Genomic DNA, 19,129 nt, shown 5'->3' with positions numbered 1-19,129 from the left:
GCCTCCTAGTTGGTTGCGGCGGACCGCATGATCAGCCGCCGTGGCGGGGTGGTGGCGGGTTCGGGCAGGCGCAGGCCGGTGGCACCCGGCGTGATGCTGCCGAGGATCCGGGGACCGGTTGCCCCCGTCGTCCCCGGGGTGTTGCCGGGGAGACCGTGCCAGGTCAGGAAACCGAGCAGCGCGGTGAGCAGCGCTTCCTTGCTGTCGGCGGGCATTCCGAGATCGTCGCTGACCAGCACGGGGACGTCCAGGCGTCGGCGAAGTGCCGCCAGCAGGACTGGATTGTGCACGCCGCCGCCGGCGACCACGACGCGCGACGCGTCCTCGGCCCGGCAGGCGTCGGCGATGGTGCGGGCGGTCAGCTCGGTCAGCGTCGCCAGCAGGTCGCCGTCGCCGATCGGGTCGTCGAGACCGGCGAGCGCGCGGTCGAGGTAGGCGGAGTGGAAGTGCTCCTTGCCGGTCGACTTCGGCGCGGGCAGCCGGTAGTAGTCGTCGTCCAGCAGGGTCGCGAGCAGGTCGTCGCGCACCGAACCGGAGGCGGCCAGCGCCCCGTCGGTGTCCTGCGCGTGGCCGGTGCGCTGCTGGGCGGCGAGGTCGATCAGCGCGTTGCCGGGGCCGGTGTCGTAGGCGAGGGGTTCCCTTCCCCCGACCACGGTGATGTTGGCGATCCCGCCGATGTTCAGCGCGATCTGCGGTCCGGCTTGCCGCGTGCCCTCGCCCGCGAGCCAGAGGGCGTCGAGGACGCCGGCGAGCGGGGCGCCGTGACCTTCGGCGGCGACGTCGCGGGTGCGGAAGTCGGAGATCACCGGGAGTCCGGTGTCCTCGGCGATCCAGGCGGGCTGGCCGATCTGGAGGGTGCCGAGCGCGCGGCCGCCCTCGACCCAGTGGTAGATCGTCTGGCCGAGCGAGGCGACGAAGTCGGCCTCGCCGTCGGCGAGGTGCACGCCGAGGCGGGCGGCGTCGGCGAACGACCGGCCGACGAGGGTGTCCAGCCGGCAGAGGGCCTCCGCGTCGAGGTCGCCGGGCGGCAGCGCGGAAAGGAGCTGCTCTCGCAGTTCAGCGGGGTAGTCGAGGGTGCCTTCGCCCAGCGGTCTGAGCTCGATCGTCTCGCCGTCGAGGCGGAGATCCGCAGCGACCACGTCGATGCCGTCCATCGACGTTCCCGAGAGCAGTCCCACCGCTCGCCACCAGCGCATACCTGTGGTGTATTGCACACGGGCATGAAAAAGCAAGCACTTTGTGGCCTTTGTTGGTGAATTGCTCACGTGACTGCCCGGCAGGTGCCTCGCCGGAGCGGTTAGAGCAGGTGGGAGGATGCTCGGGTGCCCACCTCAACCCTGATTCTGATCGCCGCGATTGCCGCGGTCGTGCTGGTGATCGCCGTGGTCGTCGGCGTGGTGCTCAACCGCCGCCGCCGGATCAGCCTGCGCGAGAAGGACGAAGCGGAAGCTCCGCCCGCCGTCAAGGGCGGTGGTTACAAGGCGGGGAGCGGCATCAGCTTCGCCAGCGGAGGCGCCGCGACGGCCGAGCCGGAGACCGAATCCGCCGGCGCCGGGCCCGCCGCTCCGGAGCACCCGGTCGACGAGCGCACCGAGGTGGAGGGCCAGCCGGGCGTCGGTGACGACGCGGCCGTCCCGCGCGACACCGAGCGGCGCGGCATCGTCGACGTGGAGCTGCCCGAGGACACCGCCACGGCAGAGTCCGGGACGACGCCGGACGCCGCTGCGACGCCGGAGGTCCCCGCGCAGCCGGATGCTGCTGCGGAGCCGGAGGCCCCGGTCGAGCCGGAGGTGCCCGCGCAGCCGTCGGCCCCGGCGGAGCCCGCGCCGACCGCTCCTCCGGAGCCGGAGGCGCCCGCGGTCGAGCCCGAGGAGATCGAACCCACCTCCGGACGCCTGGAGCGGCTCCGCGGCCGGCTGTCCCGTTCCCGCACGACTTTCGGGCAGAGCCTGCTGGGTCTGCTCGGTGCGGGTGACCTCGACGAGGACTCCTGGGAGGAGGTCGAGGACACCCTGCTGATGGCCGACCTGGGCGCGGCCACCACGACGGAGATCACCGAGCGGCTGCGCTCCGAGATCGCCTCGCGCGCGGTGCGCAGCTCGGAGGAGGCCCGCGCGGTCCTGCGCGAGGTGCTCGTCGACGCGCTCGGCAAGGACATGGAGCGCTCCGTGCGCGCGCTGCCGCACGGCGACCCGGCCAACGGCGGCAAGCCCGCCGTGCTGCTGGTCGTGGGCGTCAACGGCACCGGCAAGACCACCACCACCGGCAAGCTGGCGCGGGTGCTCGTCGCCGACGGCCGCAACGTGCTGCTCGGCGCCGCTGATACGTTCCGCGCCGCGGCGGTCGAGCAGCTGGCCACCTGGGGCGAGCGCGTCGGCGCCGAGGTGGTCCGAGGCGACGAGGGCGCCGACCCGGCCAGCGTCGCGTTCGAGGCCGTCAGCCGGGGCGGCGAGAGCGGTGTGGACGCGGTGCTCGTGGACACCGCTGGCCGGCTGCACACCAAGACCGGCCTGATGGACGAGCTCGGCAAGGTCAAGCGCGTCGTCGAGAAGAAGGCGCAGGTCGACGAGGTGCTGCTGGTCCTCGACGCCACCACCGGGCAGAACGGGCTCATGCAGGCCCGCGTGTTCTCCGAGGTCGTCGACGTCACCGGGATCGTGCTGACCAAGCTCGACGGCACCGCCAAGGGCGGCATCGTCTTCCAGGTCCAGCGGGAGCTCGGCGTGCCGGTCAAGCTCGTCGGTCTCGGCGAGGGGGCGGACGACCTGGCCCCGTTCGAGCCGGAGGCGTTCGTGGACGCCCTCCTCAACTGACCCCTGTTCCTCCGCGAAGCCCCCGGCGAGCCGCGCAGGCTCCCGGGGGCTTCGTCCGTCCAGACCCGATTCGAATGCCGCGCGAAGTTCGAGCGCTGCGTTCTGGACTCAATTTCGCGCGAAATTGAGATCACCACCCCGGGAGCCGCGCTGACCTCGTGAGACTCGCCCAGGTGCGTGGGTGGAGTCGAATGTCGCGCGAAGTTCGAAGGGTGGTGGATTCGGGAGGTTTGGGGGAATCCCCGGGCGGAGTGTGCAGAGGTTCACTGGTCGGGAGATTGTGGTACGGCCGTTCCATGTAGTTGGGTTGACCGCGGAAGTGCTGTTGGTAGCGGGGAGGAAGAGTCGCGTGGACACCGGAGTTCGGGAGGAGTCGCCGCGAACCCAGCGGGTCACCGCCATCGTGACCGTCGTCGTGGTGGTGCTGGTGGCGCTGGCTCTGCGACCCCCGTTCACCGCGGTCGCGCCCCTGTTGGAGCGCATCCAGAACGACCTGGGGGTCTCCGGTGCGTTCGGCGGTGTGCTGACCACCCTGCCGGTGGTGTGCCTGGGTGCCTTCGCCTTCATCGCGCCGCGCCTGCGGCAGCGCTTCGGTGACGAGCGCGTGCTGCTGGGGTGCCTGGTGGTGCTCCTGATCGGCAACTCGCTGCGCTCCTTCGGCGACATCTGGACCCTGCTGGCGGGCACGATCGTGGTCGGCGCTGGCATCGCCGTGGCCAACGTCGCCGTGCCCGGCCTGATCAAGCGCGACTTCCCGCACACGGTCCCGGTGGTCACCGCCGTCTACACGATGTGCCTGACGCTGGGCGGTGCCATCGCGGCCGCCGCCGTGGTGCCGATCGGGCACGCGCTGGGTTCCGAGTGGCGGGCACCGCTGGGGCTGCTGGCCGTTCCGGTGCTCGTCGCCCTGGTGATCAGCCTGGTCGCGGTGCGCGGCAGCGCGGTCGCCGCGCCGAAGCCGGTGAGCCCCGGCATCCTGTGGCGCAGCCCGCTGGCCTGGCACCTCACGCTGTTCATGGGCCTGCAGTCCTCGCTCGCCTACATCGTGTTCGGCTGGCTGCCCACGATGCTGCAGAGCCGGGGGATGAGCCCGGAGCTCGCCGGTCTCGCGCTGGGCGTGCAGGCGGCGATCCAGGCCGCCGGTTCGATGTCGATCCCGGTGCTGTGCCGGCGGTTGCACGACCAGCGCCCGATCATCGTGGTGCTGTCGCTGATGCTCATGTCCGGGTTCGGCGGAATCCTGCTCGGCCCGACCGCTCTGCTGTGGCCCGCGGTGGCCGTTCTGGGGCTCGCCCAGGGCGCCGCGTTCGGCCTCGCGCTGACCCTGCTCGGCCTGCGCTCGCCGGACAGCGACAGCACGACGGCCCTGTCCGGGATGGCCCAGGGAGGCGGATATCTCATCGCCGCCGCGGGTCCGCTGCTCATCGGTCTGCTGCACGACGCCTCGGACGCCTGGACCCTGCCGCTGGTGCTGATCCTGGCCTGCTCAGCGGGCTGGCTGGCGTTCGGGCTCTCCGCCGGCCGACCGGTCCAGGTCCCGTCGGTGATCGGCCGCGAAACACCGAATTGACAATCGCGCGCCCGATGTAACCGAGGCGGGCGGTATTTCATGCCTGCGTAACAGCACGACGGTTCGCCTGAAACAGCCATTTCCCAAGATGCGGCCAACTCGGTTCGCACGGGAGGCGACGTGAATTCAGGCGACACCGCATGGGTGCTAGTGAGCGCCGCTCTTGTCCTGCTGATGACTCCAGGGCTGGCGTTCTTCTACGGCGGCATGGTCCGGTCCCGGGGTGTGCTGAACATGCTGATGATGAGCCTCGGCTCGATCGGCGTGGTCGGCGTGCTGTGGGTGCTCTTCGGCTACTCGATGGCCTTCTCCACCGACGTCGGCGGCTGGGGTCTGCTGGCGAACCCCTTCGAGAACTTCGGCTTGTCAGGGCTTCTCGGTGAGGGCTCGTTGTCGGGCACGATCCCGTCGCTGGCCTTCGTCGGGTTCCAGGCCATGTTCGCGATCCTGACGGTCGCGCTGATCTCCGGTGCCATCGCCGACCGCGCGCGGTTCGGGCCGTGGCTGCTGTTCACCGCGCTGTGGGCGGTGGTCGTGTACTTCCCGGTCGCGCACTGGGTCTTCGACTTCGACGACACCGACGACGCGGGCAACGTCACGGCCGTCGGCGGCTGGATCGCGAACCGCTTGGCCGCCATCGACTTCGCGGGCGGGACCGCGGTCCACATCAACGCGGGCGCCGCCGCGCTGGCCCTGGTGCTGGTGCTCGGCAAGCGCAAGAACTGGCCCAAGGGCGTCGGCAAGCCGCACAACCTGCCGTTCGTGGTGCTCGGCGCCGGCCTGCTGTGGTTCGGCTGGTTCGGCTTCAACTCCGGTTCGGCGCTGGCCGCCGACAACACCGCGGCCTTCACCCTGGTCAACACGCTGGTCGCGACCAGCGCCGCGATGCTCGGCTGGCTGCTGGTGGAGCGCGTGCGCGACGGCCACGCCACCACCTTGGGCGCCGCGTCGGGCATCGTGGCCGGTCTGGTCGCGATCACCCCGGCCTGCTCCTCGGTGACCCCGCTGGGCGCGATCGCGGTCGGTGCGATCACGGGCGCGGTCTGCGCGCTGGCGGTGAGCCTGAAATTCACCTTCGGCTACGACGATTCCCTCGACGTCGTCGGCGTGCACCTCGTCGGCGGTCTGATGGGAACCCTCCTGGTGGGGCTGTTCGCCTCGGCGGAGGCCCCGGCGGGCGTGGCCGGCCTGTTCTACGGCGGCGGCTTGGACCAGCTGTGGCGGCAGGCGGTGGGCGCTTTCGCGGTGCTGGGCTACTCGTTCGTGCTCAGCCTGGTGCTCGCGCTGATCGTGAAGGCGACCCTCGGTTTCCGGCTGAGCCCGGAGGACGAGGCCGCCGGCATCGACGAGACCGAGCACGCGGAGACCGCGTACCACTTCGGTGACGACCGCTCCGCTCGCCGCGCCGCGGCGACGGCCGGCGGCATCGAGGACCGCAAGCTGGAGGGCAGCCGAGCATGAAACTGGTGACAGCGATCGTCCAACCGGACAAGGTCGACGATCTCAAGGAGGCGCTGGGCAAGATCGGCGTGCTGGGCATGACCGTGAGCGACGTCCAGGGCTACGGCAGGCAGAAGGGTCACACCGAGGTCTACCGAGGGGCCGAGTTCTCCGTGGACTTCATCGACAAGTCGCGCGTGGAGGTCCTCGTCGACGAGACCGACGTGGACGAGGTGGTCGAGGGCGTCGTCGGCGCCGCCCGCACCGGCAAGGTCGGCGACGGCAAGGTCTGGGTCACGGCGGTCGAGACGGTCGTGCGCGTCCGGACCGGCGAGACCGGCGTGGCCGCCATCTGATCGTCGGCGGTCCCCGAGAGCGCCTCCCGGCACCAGGGCCGGGAGGCGCTCTCGCGTTCCTCGGCAGGTTCCCCCGGTTCGGATGCGTACAACTACGCAGTCGCATTCGGGCAGCTTCACGGTCTCGGATCGGTGCCTGCGCGGGCAGACTTCGTGGTGCGACGCGGTGATCAGGGAGGAACCGGGGATCGCGCCCGTACTGGGGGTCGGGCGGGCTTCGCGGGATGCGCGATCGCAGAGGGGGTGCGTGGGAGGCGGGGGCAACAGGGCCTCCCACGTCGGGCCGGGTGCGATACCCCGTGGCGCACCGGGTGTTTCGGCGAGGCGGCCTGCTTGGGGGAGCGGGCCGCCTTCACGCCGTTGTCGCGAGTGATCACCATCTCGGCCTCCCATGATCCGCCTGCGCGTAATCTGTAGGCCTGGTGGACATTTCGGACGCATCTCCGCTCGCAGCCGACCCGACGCCTTCGGTGCGGGTGGGCCGCCGCTCGCTGGTCGTGCTCGCAGGCGTTCCCGGAGCGGGCAAGAGCACCGCTCTGGCCAAGATGCGCGCGGACGCCGACGTCGTGCGGCTGGACTCCGAGCAGGTGCGCGCGCGGCTGCGCGGCCGCTCGTCCGGTGTCCCGTACCGCTACTACCGGCCCCTCGTGCACCTGCTGCACCGCTCGCGGATCGCGTGGGCGTGCCTGACCTCCCCGGGGCCGGTGGTTGCGCACGAACCCGCGACCCGCGCGAGCACGCGGCTGATGCTGCTGGTCTTCGCCCGCCTGAGCGGGCGGCGGACGGTGCTGCTGTGGCTGCACGCCGACCCCGATTCCGCGCTGGACGGGCAGCGCGCGCGAGGCAGGCTGATCCGGTCGGGTTCCTTCCGGAGGCACGTGCTGCGCGCCGAGCGGATGCACCGGCGGCTGGTGGAGGGGGAGCGGCTCGCCGGTTGGCGGCGGGTGCACCTGTTCACCCGATCTCAGGTGGCCGGTGGCCTGCGGCTGGACGTCGAGACGTGACCTGCGTCCCGTTGGGCAGGGGCGGGCCGACATCAACTGATCGCGATGACTATCCTGGAGCTCCGGTGCTGCGGCCAGATGTCGTTGCGCCAGGCTGAGATTTTTCGAGCTGCGAGTCACTGGCAACAGGGTGTGCGTCGGGTGGAGCGCGCGGTTCGTCAAGCGCAAGCGGAGTCCAAGCAGGTTCGCCGCACGCCACCGAGTGGACGCAACGCCCCGTCAGCACGCGCGGGGTGGCGCCGGACCTTCCATCCGCGATCAGCCCCCCGCCGACCCACCTAGGGAGACCCGCGTTCCGCATGCCTAACTTCTCTGAACTCGAACTCGACGAGCGCGTCCAGAAGACGCTGGCCGAGATCGGGTACGAGGCCCCGTCGCCGATCCAGGAGCAGACGATCCCGCTGCTGCTGGAAGGCCGCGACGTGCTGGGCCTGGCGCAGACCGGCACCGGCAAGACCGCCGCGTTCGCGCTGCCGATCCTCTCCAAGATGGACCTGACCAGCACCAAGCCGCAGGCGCTGGTGCTGGCCCCCACCCGCGAGCTGGCGATCCAGGTCTCCGAGGCCTTCCAGCGCTACGCATCGCACCTGCCCGGCTTCCACGTGCTGCCGATCTACGGCGGCACCGGCTACGGCCCCCAGCTGGCCGGCCTGCGCCGCGGCGCGCACGTCGTCGTCGGCACCCCGGGCCGGCTCATCGACCACCTGGAGAAGGGTTCGCTGGACCTCAGCGAGCTGAAGAACCTGGTGCTCGACGAGGCCGACGAGATGCTGCGGATGGGCTTCATCGAGGACGTCGAGAAGATCCTGCAGTCGGTGCCCAGCCAGCGCCAGGTCGCGCTGTTCTCGGCGACGATGCCGCAGGGCATCCGCAAGATCACGCAGAACTACCTGAACGAACCGGCGGAGATCTCGGTCAAGACCAAGACCTCCACGGCCACCAACATCAACCAGCGGCACGTCCCGGTGCGCCCGTCCAACAAGCTGGACGCGATGACCCGCATCCTCGAGGTCGAGGACTTCGACGCGATGATCGTGTTCGTGCGCACCAAGCAGCTCACCGAGGAGCTCGCGGAGAAGCTGAAGGCGCGCGGTTTCAGCGCCTCGGCCATCAACGGTGACATCGCGCAGGCGCAGCGCGAGCGCACCATCGGCCACCTGCGCGACGGCAAGGTCGACATCCTGGTGGCCACCGATGTGGCCGCGCGCGGTCTCGACGTCGAGCGCATCTCGCACGTGCTCAACTACGACATCCCGCACGACACCGAGTCCTACGTGCACCGCGTGGGCCGCACCGGTCGTGCCGGGCGCAGCGGCGAGGCGATCCTGTTCGTCTCCCCGCGCGAGCGGCACCTGCTGCGCGCCATCGAGCGGGCCACCCGCCAGCAGATCCAGCAGATGGAGCTGCCGAGCATCGACGCGGTCAACGACCGCCGTCTGGCGAAGTTCGCCCAGAGCATCACCAACACGCTCGCCAAGGGCGGCCTGGAGGTCTTCCAGGAGCTGGTCAACTCCTACGAGCGCACCCACGACGTGCCCGCGTCGGAGATCGCCGCTGCCCTGGCCGCGATGGCCCAGGGCGACCGGCCGTTGCTGCTGGAAGCCGAGCCGGAGCCGGTCCGCCGCGACGGTCCCGCCTTCCACAGCAACAGCTCCGACACCGAGACCTACCGGGTCGAGGTCGGCAGGCGGAACCGGGTCACGCCGCGCGCGCTGGTCGGTGCCCTCGCCAACGAGGGCGGTGTGCCCAGCAAGTACATCGGGCACATCGACATCCGCAACGAGCACACGCTGATCGAGCTGCCCGCGGACCTGTCCGACGAGCTGCTGACCAAGCTGCGGACCACTCAGGTCGCCGGCCGCGGCCTGAAGATCACCCGCGCTGACGGCGAGTTCATCAACCGCCGCCCGCGTCGCCCGGCCGGGAACCGGGACCGCGACAACAAGCCGCGCCCGCACCGCAAGGGCCAGAGCGGTGCCGCGCAGCGCTCGCCGCAGCACCGCACGGCCCCGAAGCGCGACCTGCGCCACACCGGTGCGTGATACTGCACTGAATTGATCGGGTCCCTTCGTCGGTAGCCGGTCCGCGCCAGTCCGTGGCGCAGACCGGCTACCCTCGCACAGGTACCCAGGTACACCTCTCGACTCTGGAGCCCGTGAACCCGTGTTCGACACTCTCTCCGACCGGCTCACCTCGGTCCTGACGAACCTGCGCGGCAAGGGGCGGCTGTCGGAAGCCGACATCGACGCCACCGCGCGGGAGATCCGCATCGCCCTGCTCGAAGCGGACGTGGCGCTTCCCGTCGTGCGCGGGTTCATCAAGGGTGTCAAGGAACGGGCCAAGGGCTCCGAGGTCTCGCAGGCGCTGAACCCCGCGCAGCAGGTCGTCAAGATCGTCAACGAGGAACTGGTCACGATCCTCGGCGGTGAGACCCGTCGCCTGGAGCTGGCCAAGACCCCGCCGACGGTGATCATGCTCGCGGGTCTGCAGGGTGCCGGTAAGACGACGCTGGCGGGCAAGCTCGCCAAGTGGCTGTCCGGGCAGGGGCACACCCCGATGCTGGTGGCCTGCGACCTGCAGCGGCCGAACGCGGTCAACCAGCTGCAGGTCGTCGGTGAGCGCGCCGGTGTTCCGGTGTTCGCTCCCGAACCGGGCAACGGCGTGGGCGACCCGGTGCAGGTCTCCCGCGACGGCATCGAGGAAGCCAAGCGCGCGCAGCACGACATGGTCATCGTCGACACCGCCGGCCGGCTGGGCGTCGACGAGGAGATGATGAAGCAGGCCGCCGACATCCGGGACGCGGTCACCCCGGACGAGATCCTGTTCGTCCTGGACGCGATGGTCGGTCAGGACGCGGTGGCCACCGCCGAGGCCTTCCGCGACGGCGTGGGATTCTCCGGCGTGGTGCTGACCAAGCTCGACGGCGACGCCCGCGGTGGTGCCGCGCTGTCGGTCCGCGAGGTCACCGGCCAGCCGATCATGTTCGCCTCCAGCGGCGAGAAGCTGGAGGACTTCGACGTCTTCCACCCCGACCGGATGGCGAACCGGATCCTGGGCATGGGCGACATGCTCACCCTGATCGAGCAGGCCGAGCAGGCCTTCGACCAGGAGGAGGCGGAGAAGGCCGCGGAGAAGCTGGGCACCGGCCAGCTGACCCTGGAGGACTTCCTGGAGCAGATGCAGGCGGTGCGGCGGATGGGTCCGCTGCAGAACCTGCTGGGCATGCTCCCGGGCGCGGGCCAGATGAAGGACCAGCTCGCCAATTTCGACGAGAAGCAGCTGGACCGCATCCAGGCGATCATCCGCGGTATGACCCCTGCTGAGCGGGCCGACCCGAAGATCATCAACGCCTCCCGCCGCCAGCGCATCGCGCGCGGCTCCGGCGTGACCATCAGCGACATCAACGACCTGGTCAGCCGGTTCTTCGAGGCCCGCAAGATGATGCAGCGGATGGCCGGCCAGTTCGGCGGCTTCGGCGGCGGCGGAGGCGGGAGCAAGAACCGCAAGGGCAAGAAGGGGAAGAAGGGCAAGAAGGGCAAGGGCGGCCCGACCCCGCCGAAGGGCATGAAGGGCATGCCCGGCGGCCTCCCCGGTCTGCCCCCGGGCGGGATTCCCGGAATGGGCGGCATGGGCGGCGGTCCGGACCTGTCCAAACTGGACCCGTCGGCCAACCAGCTGCCGCCCGGGTTCGACCCCTCTAAGCTCAACTTCGACAAGAAGGACAAGTGACGGCGCTGCACCTGCGCGCCACGGTGCTGCCCGATGGTGCGCAGCGGGACCTGTGGATCGTCGACGGCCGGATCTCGCTGGAGCCGGTGGCCGGAGCCGACACCGTCTTCGACGGTGGGTACGTGCTGCCCGGCCTGGTCGACGCGCACTGCCACGTCGGCATCGGGACCCAGGGGCCGGTCGAGCTGGACGAGGCCGTCACCCAGGCCGAGACGGACCGGGACGCCGGCACCCTGCTGATCCGCGACTGCGGTTCCCCGATCGACACCCGGCCGTTGCAGGAGCGCGACGACCTCCCGCGGATCATCCGGGCCGGAAAGCACCTGGCGCGGCCCAAGCGCTACATCCCCAAGCTGTCCGACGACCTCGAAGACGAGCAGGACCTGCCCGCAGCGGTCGCCGAGCAGGCCGCGTACGGCGACGGCTGGATCAAGCTCGTCGGCGACTGGATCGACCGCTCGGTCGGCGACCTCACACCGCTGTGGAGCGACGAGGTGCTGGCCGAGGCGATCGACACCGCGCACCGGCTCGGTGCCCGGGTCACCGCTCACGTGTTCGGCGAGGACGCGCTGCCCGGGCTGATCAACGCGGGCATCGACTGCATCGAGCACGGCACCGGCCTGACCGACGAGACCGTCGAGCTGATGGCCGCGCGCGGCACCGCGCTGGTGCCGACCCTGGTCAACGTGGAGAACTTCCCGGGATTCGCCGCCGCGGCGACCAAGTACCCGGACTACGCCACGCACATGAACGCCCTCTACGAGCGCGCCGACAGCACCGTCGCCAAGGCCATCGAGGCGGGCATCCCGGTCTACGCGGGCACCGATGCCGGAGGCGGCATCCCGCACGGCGTGCTCGCCGACGAGGTCGCCGCGCTGCACCGCGTCGGCATGTCCGCGGAGCAGGCGCTCAGCGCCGCCTCCTGGGGCGCCCGCGACTGGCTGGGCTGGTCCGGGCTGGAGCACGGCGCGCCTGCAGACCTCGTGTGCTACGACGCGGACCCCCGCAAGGACCTGGACGTCCTCCGGGATCCGAAGCGAATCCTGCTGGGCGGCAAGAGCTTCTGACCCAGCGGCGATCCTGCGTCGCCGAGGAGGACGACACCTGTGGGCCAGCACGGGCTTTCGAAGGTTCGAACACTCTGAAAACGGTCCTCGCAATCGTTCCCACCGCGGCGAGCGCGGAAACGGCATCTCCGTGTGCGAGCCCTTAGGGTTGAAGGGTCGAGGGGAGCGTCTTGTGGGGGAGAAGCGAGATCCTTACCTCCAGCCGATGCGTCGGGTGGACGACACCGCCGATCTGCACCCCAAGCCTTGGGAGGCGAAGCTGGAAGCCGCCAGACGCGGTTCGCTGGCCTGGGGGTTCGCCGCGTTCTTCATCGGATACGGCGGCTACTACCTGGCCGTGGTCGTGCTCGGAGCCGTGCGGCCCGAGCCCGACGGCGGGTTCAACCCGTCGCAGCCGCCGAACACCGGCCCGCTGCTGCTGCTCGCCTTCGCCCCGAACATCCTGCTCGGTCTCGTCCCGGCGGTCTTCTCCTGGTGGCGAGGCCGCGGGCTGCGCGCGGACTTCGGCATCCTGCCCCGGCGTCACGACGTCAAGGTCGGCCTGATCTGCGGGCTCTGCGCGTTGTTCGGGTCGTGGATGGTGACGTTGGTGATCATCGCGGTCACCGGCCCGCCGCCGGAGACCGACCTGGCCAGGCTGATGCAGGGAGACCGGACCATCTGGTTGTTCCTGTTCGCGCTGTTCGCGTTCCTGGGCGCACCGCTGACCGAAGAGCTGCTGATGCGCGGCGCCCTGTGGGGCGCGCTGGAGCACTACCGGGTGCCGCAGTTCGCGATCCTCATCCTGACCTCGGTGATCTTCGCGTTGATACACCAGGAGGCGTGGCGCACACCGGTGCTGCTGGTGGGCGGGCTGGCCATCGGAGCAGCTCGGATGATCACCGGACGGGTCGGTGCGAGCATGGTCGCGCACGCCACCAACAACTTCCTCCCCGCGCTCCTGCTGTTCGCAGTGGCCGGATGAACACTCCGCTCGAAGACGTGGTGATCGTGACGCGGCCCGGGTCGGCAGTAGTCTGACCACTTCCGCCGGTGTCCGCCGACATCGTCACGCGGGTCGTCGACCCGCTGTTCGGCATCACGGAGGCGCTCGTGCACTCAACACAAGAATCCGGAGTCACCGGCGATCAGCCGTCGGGACGCACCTGGGTGGCCGATCCACCGGTCCGGACGCACCGCTGGGGGCTGGGGGCGTTCTTCCTCGCCGAACTCGTGTTCGTGCTGGTCTCGGTGGTCCTGGCCGCCGCGTTCGGCTCGCCCGGCGTCTGGTCCATCGTGCTGATGCTGGTGCTGCCGACCCTGCTCGCCGGCGGGCTGGCGGTGCTCATCACGGTGCTGCGCGGCAACGGCCCGGTGCAGGACTTCGGGCTGGAGTGGCGCTGGTCGGACGTCAGGACGGGGCTGGCGATCGGCGGTGTCGGACTGGTCACCACCACGCTCGCCACGATGCTGTGGACGCACTGGGCCGATCCCGGGCAGACGTCCACGGTCAGCAGCGTCCTGGACGGGGTCCGGTTCCCGCCCGTGGTGGCGGTGCTGGTCTTCCTGCACATCTGGCTGGTCGCACCGCTGTGCGAGGAGCTGCTCTACCGCGGCCTGCTGTGGGGCGCGATGGAGCGGTTGGGCTGGAGCCAGCTCAACGTGTTCGTGCTGAGCACGGCGGTGTTCGCGATCGGGCACCTGGAGCCGGCGCGCACCTGGCTGCTGCTGGTGATCACCATCCCGATCGGTCTGGCCAGGATGGTCACCGGCCGCCTCACCGCCAGCGTGATCGCTCACCAGGTCAACAACTTCCTGCCCGCGCTGGGCCTGCTCCTGGTCTCCTTGGGCCTGATGCCGACCTGACCCCGCCCGCGCTGCCCAGGCCAGAAGCCCCGGTCACCACCGGAGGGGGGCGTCTGGCAGAATGGGTTGCTGTTCGCTGCGAGGGGTCCCTCTCACCTCTCGGGGGCGATTTGACCTACGAGCTGTGCGCATCGCTGCCCCACGCGGTTGGCGCACCGCTCACCGGAGCACCAATGAGAGTCTGAGGAGCACCAGCACCCGTGGCTGTGAAGATCAAGCTCGCGCGGATCGGCAAGATCCGCGAGCCGCACTACCGCATCGTCATCTCCGACGCCCGCACCCGTCGCAACGGCCGGGTCATCGAGACGATCGGTCAGTACCACCCGAAGGAGAACCCGAGCGGCATCGTCGTCGACTCGGAGCGGGCGCAGTACTGGCTGGGTGTCGGCGCGCAGCCGACCGAGCCGGTGCGCAACATCCTGGAGATCACCGGCGACTGGCAGAAGCACAAGGGCCTGCCGGGCGCCGAGGGCACTCTCAAGGTCGCCGAGCCGAAGAAGAGCAAGCAGGAGCTGTTCGAGGCCGCTCTCGCCGCCGCCGGCGAGGAGCCGACCGTCGAGGCCACCACCCCGAAGAAGAAGGGTGGCAAGAAGTCCGAGGCCAAGGCTGAGGACAAGGCCGACGAGAAGGCCGAGGACAAGGCCGACGAGCAGAAGTCCGAGGACGGTCAGGCGTGACGGTCCTCTCGGACGCGCTTGAGCACCTGGTGCGCGGCATCGTCGACAACCCCGACGATGTCCGCGTCCAGCTGCTGACGACCCGGCGGGGTCGCACCCTCGAGGTGCACGTCAACCCGGACGACCTGGGCAAGGTCATCGGCCGTGGCGGGCGCACCGCCACCTCGCTGCGGACCGTGATGTCCGGCATCGGCGGTCGTGGCATCCGGGTCGACGTGGTCGACACCGACCGCTGACCGGCATGAGCGAACGTCAGCCGGAGTCCCTCGCAGTGGGGCGCGTGGTGCGGCCGCACGGCGTGCGGGGCGAGCTCGTCGTCGAGGTGCTCACCGACAGCCCGGAGCTGAGGTTCGTTCCCGGTTCGGTGCTCGGCCTGAAGCGCCGAGGCGCCGGGTCGAGCAAGAACACGAGCGCGCAGAGCTTCACCGTGACAGCCGCCCGGCAGCACGCCGGGCGGCTGTTGGTGCGCGCTGAGGGCGTGGACGGCCGCGACGCGGCGGACGAGCTGCGCGGTGCGCTGCTGACGGTCCCCGCCGACGCGGCTGAATCTCCCGAGGACCCCGAGGAGTTCCACGACACCGAGCTGATCGGGCTGCGCGCCGCCCTCGCTTCCGGTGACGAGGTGGGTGTGGTGCGCGACGTGCTGCACTCACCCGCGGGCGAACTCCTCGTGATCGCCATCGCGGACCCGGAGGCCGACAACGGCGAGCGGGAAGCGCTGGTGCCCTTCGTCGCCGCGATCGTCCCCGAGGTCGACCTGGAATCCGGCAGGGTCGTTCTCGACCCGCCCGAAGGCCTGCTGGACTAGGCAGAGGTTCGTGGGGGTGGGGAAGTTCTCATGGAAACTTCCCCACCCCCACGAACTGTCCCACCGCATCATTCCCGTTCACAGGGCGTTTCCCAGACGAGGCCACCATGCGCATCGACGTGATCACGATCTTCCCCGACTACCTGAACCCGCTGCGGGAAGCGCTGCTGGGCAAGGCCATCGAGCGGGAGCGGATCTCCGTCGGGGTGCACGACCTCCGCGACTGGACCCACGACGTGCACCGGGCGGTGGACGACAGCCCCTACGGCGGCGGTCCCGGCATGGTGATGAAGCCCGACGTCTGGGGCGAGGCCCTGGACGAGGTCTGCGCCCCGCAGGAGGCGACACCGCGCCTGATCGTGCCGACCCCGGCCGGCCGGCCGTTCGACCAGAAGACGGCCGTGCGCTGGTCGGAGGACCCGTGGTTGGTGTTCGCCTGCGGTCGCTACGAGGGCATCGACCAGCGGGTCATCGACGACGCCGCCGCGCGGATGCCCGTCGAAGAGGTCTCCATCGGCGACTACGTGCTGGTCGGCGGTGAGGTCGCCGCGCTGACGATGATCGAGGCCGTCGTGCGGTTGCTGCCGGGAGTGCTGGGCAACCCGATGTCGGCCGAGCAGGACTCGTTCTCCGACGGACTGCTGGAAGGGCCCTGCTACACGCGTCCCGAGGTGTGGCGGGACCACCCGGTCCCGGACGTGCTCCGCTCCGGCAACCACGCCGCGATCGCCCGCTGGCGGCGCGATCAGGCGCTGGAGCGCACCTACCACCGGAGGCCGGAGCTGCTCTCGGCGTTGCCGGAGGGGGACCTGGATAAGGCCGACCGGAAACAGCTCGATAAACTACGCGCGTCGGATGCTTCCGACGATTCCAGTGAGGCCGGGGACGCGTCGCGCTGAGCTCCTCGAGCAGGGGCCGGATCAGGCGCCGAAATGCGGATCTGGCACACTGGACAGGTTGATGCAGTCGGGCCACGTGGTTCGACATGCGCAAAGAGCAAGTTCACCCCGTGTCGGGCGGTGCCCACCTCAGGTCGGGTCATCGACATGTGAGAACACGGGTGCCTTCGACACGGATGAGGACGGACCACCGATGAACACCCTGGACGCGTTGGACGCCCAGTCGCTGCGTTCCGACATCCCGGCCTTCCGGCCCGGTGACACGCTGAAGGTTCACGTCCGCGTCATCGAGGGTTCGCGCGAGCGGACTCAGGTCTTCCAGGGCGCAGTCATCCGCCGCCAGGGCGATGGCATCCGGGAGACCTTCACCGTGCGCAAGGTTTCCTTCGGTGTCGGTGTGGAGCGGACTTTCCCGGTGCACACCCCGAACATCGCGCAGATCGAGGTCGTCTCGCGCGGCGATGTCCGGCGGGCGAAGCTGTACTACCTGCGCGACCGGCGCGGCAAGGCGGCGAAGATCAAGGAGAAGCGGGAGACCGCTGCGTCCTGATCGACGCGAGACGTAGCAGCACCGAAGGGCCCGGCCGTGACAGCGACCGGGCCCTTCGCTTGTCCACCTTCGGGTGATCAATGCAGGCCCAGCGGCTGCGGAGGCCGCCGGCCGAATCGGATGTTCCGGAAAATTGCACGTCATCGGGGCACGGCCGGAAAGGTTTCCAGCGCCGCCGTGCCGGGGCAGCGCGTCGGCCCCGCACGTGGTTCAAGTAGCCTGGCCGCGTGGCCGACGTCATGCGCAGCGGATCAGCGGAAGAGCCCCACGACTCGGAGCACCGTGAAGGTGCCCCCGGCGGGGCGGCACGAAACCCGAAGCCGAAGAAGGAGAAGAAGAAGTCTTCCTTCTGGGTGGAGTTGCCCATCCTCATCGTGACCGCACTGGTGCTCACCGTGCTCATCCAGGCGTTCCTGGCCCGGGTGTACGTGATCCCGTCGCAGTCGATGGAGCAGACGCTGCACGGCTGCACGGGTTGCAACAACGACCGGGTGCTGGTCGACAAGGTCTCCTACCGCTTCTCCGATCCGGAGCCAGGCGACGTCGTGGTCTTCCGCGGCCCGCAACCGTGGGCGCAGGACGAGTTCAAGGCCCAGGAGTCCACCAACCCGGTCGCGGGCTTCTTCCAGGGCGCGGCCTCGCTGCTGGGCTTCGGTGCCCCCGACGAGAAGGACTTCGTCAAGCGGATCATCGCCGTCGGCGGGCAGACCGTGGAGTGCTGCGACTCCGAGAACCGCGTGATGGTGGACGGCAAGCCGCTCAACGAGCCGTACGTGTACTGGGAGCCGGGCCGCGGCGTCGGCCAGGAGGACTTCGCGCCGGTCACCGTGCCCCCGGGGCACCTGTGGGTGATGGGTGACAACCGCAACGACTCCTCCGACTCCCGCGTGCAGGGCGGCGGTGGCGTCAACGGTGCCGTCCCGGTCGACAACGTCATCGGCAAGGCCCAGGTCATCGTGCTGCCGCCGACCCGCTGGCAGAGCATCTCGGAGCCCAACCCGCAGTCCACCGCGCTGGGCGCTCCGGCCTGGCAGGGCGGGCTGCCGCTGGGCGTCGGGTTCGCCGCGGCGTTCCCCGCGGTCTGGATGGGTCGTAGGCTCGTCGGGTCAGTGAGCAAGCGACGGCAGTCGGAGTGACATCGAAGTGACGGTGACGGAGTTCCGGCCACCCCGGTCGGTGATCCGGCGCAGCAGCGGCAACTGGGCCCTGCAGAGCGCCTTGGACCGTCGGGGGCTGGGTCCGGTCGCCGGTGTGGACGAGGCCGGCCGCGGCGCGTGCGCCGGGCCGCTGGTGGTCGCCGCGTGCGTGCTCAAGCCCGGCGACGGGAAGCGGTTCGACGGTCTCACCGATTCGAAGGTCCTGTCCGAGGCCGACCGGGAACGGCTCTTCGACCGCATCACCGTCCGCGCGCTGAGCTGCTCGACCGTGGTGATCCCGGCTGAGGAGGTGGACGCCCTGGGCATCCACGTGGCCAACCTGGAGGGCATGCGCCGCGCGGTGGCGCAGCTGACCGAGCACCCCGGTTACGTCCTCACCGATGGCTTCAAGGTGCAGGGCCTGGCCACGCCGAGCGTCGCGGTGGTCAAGGGCGACCTGGTGGCCGCGTGCGTGGCGGCCGCGTCGGTGCTGGCCAAGGTGACCAGGGACCGGTTGATGGCCGGTGAGCTGCACGAGCGGTTCCCCGACTACGCCTTCGACGTGCACAAGGGCTACAGCACCCCGTTGCACTCCCAGCGGATGACCGAGCACGGTCCGAGCGTGCAGCACCGCTGGTCCTACGCCAACGTTGTGGCAGCTGCCACGAAGCACGGGATGCGTTCGCCGCGCGCTGTGACCAGCAAGCCCGGTTTGTTCGATGCTTCGAAGGGGGAAGTGGTGGACAATGAGGCCTTGTAGTCCGAACGGAAACGCAGAAGGGCTCGCACACCGATGAGCGCCGAGGATCTCGAAAAGTACGAGACCGAGATGGAGCTGCAGCTCTACAAGGAGTATCGCGACATCGTCGGTCAGTTCACCTACGTCGTGGAGACCGAACGGCGCTTCTACCTGGCCAACGTGGTCGACGTCCAGGTGCGCAACTCCGACTCCGAGGTCTACTTCGAGGTGTCGATGTCCGACGCCTGGGTCTGGGACATGTATCGCCCGGCGAGGTTCGTCAAGAACGTTCGGGTGATCACCTTCAAGGACGTCAACGTCGAGGAGTTGGACAAGCCCGATCTCCGGTTGCCGGAGAACGGGCCGTTCGGGTCGTAGGGGGACCCCGAACAAGGCTCAGATGCCCGGGCGGCCGAATTCGGCCGCCCGGGTTTTTCGTGCGCGCAGCGCGAGGGATGCCGGGGAATGCGCGGTGACCAATACCCGGATGCGGGAA

General features: G+C 70.0%; 19 protein-coding genes. 18 read left to right on the top strand and 1 reads right to left on the bottom strand.

Going from position 1 to position 19,129, the window contains the following annotated elements; genetic code table 11:
* Nucleotides 1-5: 5 nt before the first annotated feature.
* A complete protein-coding gene (locus ACYVF3_RS15850) occupies nt 6-1,196 on the bottom strand; it encodes an anhydro-N-acetylmuramic acid kinase (RefSeq protein WP_461154985.1) in 1,191 nt (396 codons plus the stop codon).
* 126 nt (nt 1,197-1,322) lie between these two features.
* On the opposite strand from ACYVF3_RS15850, the gene ftsY reads away from it, so the two are divergent.
* From ftsY to ACYVF3_RS15760, 18 genes are all read left to right on the top strand, one after another.
* Entirely contained in the window at nt 1,323-2,813 is a 1,491-nt protein-coding gene (ftsY, locus tag ACYVF3_RS15845; protein WP_461154984.1) for a signal recognition particle-docking protein FtsY, read from the top strand.
* Nucleotides 2,814-3,162: 349 nt separating this feature from the next.
* A complete protein-coding gene (locus ACYVF3_RS15840; RefSeq protein ID WP_461154983.1) occupies nt 3,163-4,383 on the top strand; it encodes a CynX/NimT family MFS transporter in 1,221 nt (406 codons plus the stop codon).
* A 120-nt stretch (nt 4,384-4,503) separates the two neighbouring features.
* Nucleotides 4,504-5,844 carry an ammonium transporter gene (locus tag ACYVF3_RS15835; RefSeq protein ID WP_461154982.1) on the top strand — a complete coding sequence of 447 codons (1,341 nt, stop codon included), beginning with the start codon at nt 4,504-4,506 and terminating at the stop codon, nt 5,842-5,844.
* Entirely contained in the window at nt 5,841-6,179 is a 339-nt protein-coding gene (locus tag ACYVF3_RS15830; RefSeq protein ID WP_461154981.1) for a P-II family nitrogen regulator, read from the top strand. Before ACYVF3_RS15835 ends, ACYVF3_RS15830 begins: the two co-directional genes overlap by 4 nt.
* Before the next feature lie 422 nt (nt 6,180-6,601).
* On the top strand, nt 6,602-7,183 hold the full coding sequence (locus ACYVF3_RS15825; protein WP_461154980.1) for an AAA family ATPase: 582 nt from the start codon (nt 6,602-6,604) through the stop codon (nt 7,181-7,183).
* A gap of 299 nt (nt 7,184-7,482) precedes the next feature.
* Entirely contained in the window at nt 7,483-9,225 is a 1,743-nt protein-coding gene (locus ACYVF3_RS15820; RefSeq protein WP_461154979.1) for a DEAD/DEAH box helicase, read from the top strand.
* Between the two features lie 121 nt (nt 9,226-9,346).
* On the top strand, nt 9,347-10,912 hold the full coding sequence (gene ffh / locus ACYVF3_RS15815) for a signal recognition particle protein (protein ID WP_461154978.1): 1,566 nt from the start codon (nt 9,347-9,349) through the stop codon (nt 10,910-10,912).
* Nucleotides 10,909-11,979: a metal-dependent hydrolase family protein gene (locus tag ACYVF3_RS15810; RefSeq protein ID WP_461154977.1), complete on the top strand. Its 1,071-nt coding sequence runs from the start codon at nt 10,909-10,911 to the stop codon at nt 11,977-11,979. The genes ffh and ACYVF3_RS15810 overlap by 4 nt, the downstream gene beginning before the upstream one ends.
* 205 nt (nt 11,980-12,184) lie before the next feature.
* The gene (locus ACYVF3_RS15805; RefSeq protein ID WP_461154976.1) at nt 12,185-12,943 is read left to right on the top strand and encodes a lysostaphin resistance A-like protein; all 759 of its coding nucleotides are present in this window, start codon (nt 12,185-12,187) and stop codon (nt 12,941-12,943) included.
* Nucleotides 12,944-13,011: 68 nt separating this feature from the next.
* A complete protein-coding gene (locus tag ACYVF3_RS15800) occupies nt 13,012-13,824 on the top strand; it encodes a lysostaphin resistance A-like protein (RefSeq protein ID WP_461154975.1) in 813 nt (270 codons plus the stop codon).
* A gap of 200 nt (nt 13,825-14,024) precedes the next feature.
* Nucleotides 14,025-14,501, top strand: a complete 477-nt coding sequence (rpsP, locus tag ACYVF3_RS15795; protein WP_461154974.1) for a 30S ribosomal protein S16 — start codon at nt 14,025-14,027, stop codon at nt 14,499-14,501.
* Complete coding sequence (locus ACYVF3_RS15790) at nt 14,498-14,737, top strand: RNA-binding protein (protein WP_461154973.1); 240 nt, start codon at nt 14,498-14,500, stop codon at nt 14,735-14,737. Before rpsP ends, ACYVF3_RS15790 begins: the two co-directional genes overlap by 4 nt.
* A 5-nt stretch (nt 14,738-14,742) precedes the next feature.
* Nucleotides 14,743-15,309: a ribosome maturation factor RimM gene (gene rimM / locus ACYVF3_RS15785; RefSeq protein ID WP_461154972.1), complete on the top strand. Its 567-nt coding sequence runs from the start codon at nt 14,743-14,745 to the stop codon at nt 15,307-15,309.
* A 107-nt stretch (nt 15,310-15,416) separates the two neighbouring features.
* Nucleotides 15,417-16,208: a tRNA (guanosine(37)-N1)-methyltransferase TrmD gene (gene trmD / locus ACYVF3_RS15780; RefSeq protein WP_461154971.1), complete on the top strand. Its 792-nt coding sequence runs from the start codon at nt 15,417-15,419 to the stop codon at nt 16,206-16,208.
* 193 nt (nt 16,209-16,401) lie between these two features.
* Nucleotides 16,402-16,758 (top strand): 50S ribosomal protein L19, encoded by a 357-nt coding sequence (gene rplS / locus ACYVF3_RS15775; RefSeq protein WP_093413378.1) that lies wholly within the window; start codon nt 16,402-16,404, stop codon nt 16,756-16,758.
* A gap of 239 nt (nt 16,759-16,997) precedes the next feature.
* Nucleotides 16,998-17,894, top strand: a complete 897-nt coding sequence (gene lepB / locus ACYVF3_RS15770; RefSeq protein WP_461155007.1) for a signal peptidase I — start codon at nt 16,998-17,000, stop codon at nt 17,892-17,894.
* A gap of 7 nt (nt 17,895-17,901) precedes the next feature.
* Nucleotides 17,902-18,654 (top strand): ribonuclease HII, encoded by a 753-nt coding sequence (locus ACYVF3_RS15765; protein WP_461154970.1) that lies wholly within the window; start codon nt 17,902-17,904, stop codon nt 18,652-18,654.
* A 33-nt stretch (nt 18,655-18,687) separates the two neighbouring features.
* The gene (locus tag ACYVF3_RS15760; RefSeq protein WP_093413373.1) at nt 18,688-19,011 is read left to right on the top strand and encodes a DUF2469 domain-containing protein; all 324 of its coding nucleotides are present in this window, start codon (nt 18,688-18,690) and stop codon (nt 19,009-19,011) included.
* The last annotated feature ends 118 nt before the right edge of the window (nt 19,012-19,129 follow it).

The organism is Saccharopolyspora tripterygii, from assembly GCF_054778355.1.
This window is presented reverse-complemented; position numbering and strand designations above follow the sequence as displayed.

What these genes read in the sequence shown, in the direction of transcription:
- ACYVF3_RS15850 (WP_461154985.1), bottom strand. Translation starts at nt 1,196, where the DNA reads ATGCGCTGGTGGCGAGCGGTGGGACTGCTCTCGGGAACGTCGATGGAC.
- ACYVF3_RS15830 (WP_461154981.1), top strand. Translation starts at nt 5,841, where the DNA reads ATGAAACTGGTGACAGCGATCGTCCAACCGGACAAGGTCGACGATCTC.
- ACYVF3_RS15820 (WP_461154979.1), top strand. Translation starts at nt 7,483, where the DNA reads ATGCCTAACTTCTCTGAACTCGAACTCGACGAGCGCGTCCAGAAGACG.
- ACYVF3_RS15805 (WP_461154976.1), top strand. Translation starts at nt 12,185, where the DNA reads ATGCGTCGGGTGGACGACACCGCCGATCTGCACCCCAAGCCTTGGGAG.
- rimM (WP_461154972.1), top strand. Translation starts at nt 14,743, where the DNA reads ATGAGCGAACGTCAGCCGGAGTCCCTCGCAGTGGGGCGCGTGGTGCGG.
- trmD (WP_461154971.1), top strand. Translation starts at nt 15,417, where the DNA reads ATGCGCATCGACGTGATCACGATCTTCCCCGACTACCTGAACCCGCTG.
- rplS (WP_093413378.1), top strand. Translation starts at nt 16,402, where the DNA reads ATGAACACCCTGGACGCGTTGGACGCCCAGTCGCTGCGTTCCGACATC.
- lepB (WP_461155007.1), top strand. Translation starts at nt 16,998, where the DNA reads ATGCGCAGCGGATCAGCGGAAGAGCCCCACGACTCGGAGCACCGTGAA.
- ACYVF3_RS15760 (WP_093413373.1), top strand. Translation starts at nt 18,688, where the DNA reads ATGAGCGCCGAGGATCTCGAAAAGTACGAGACCGAGATGGAGCTGCAG.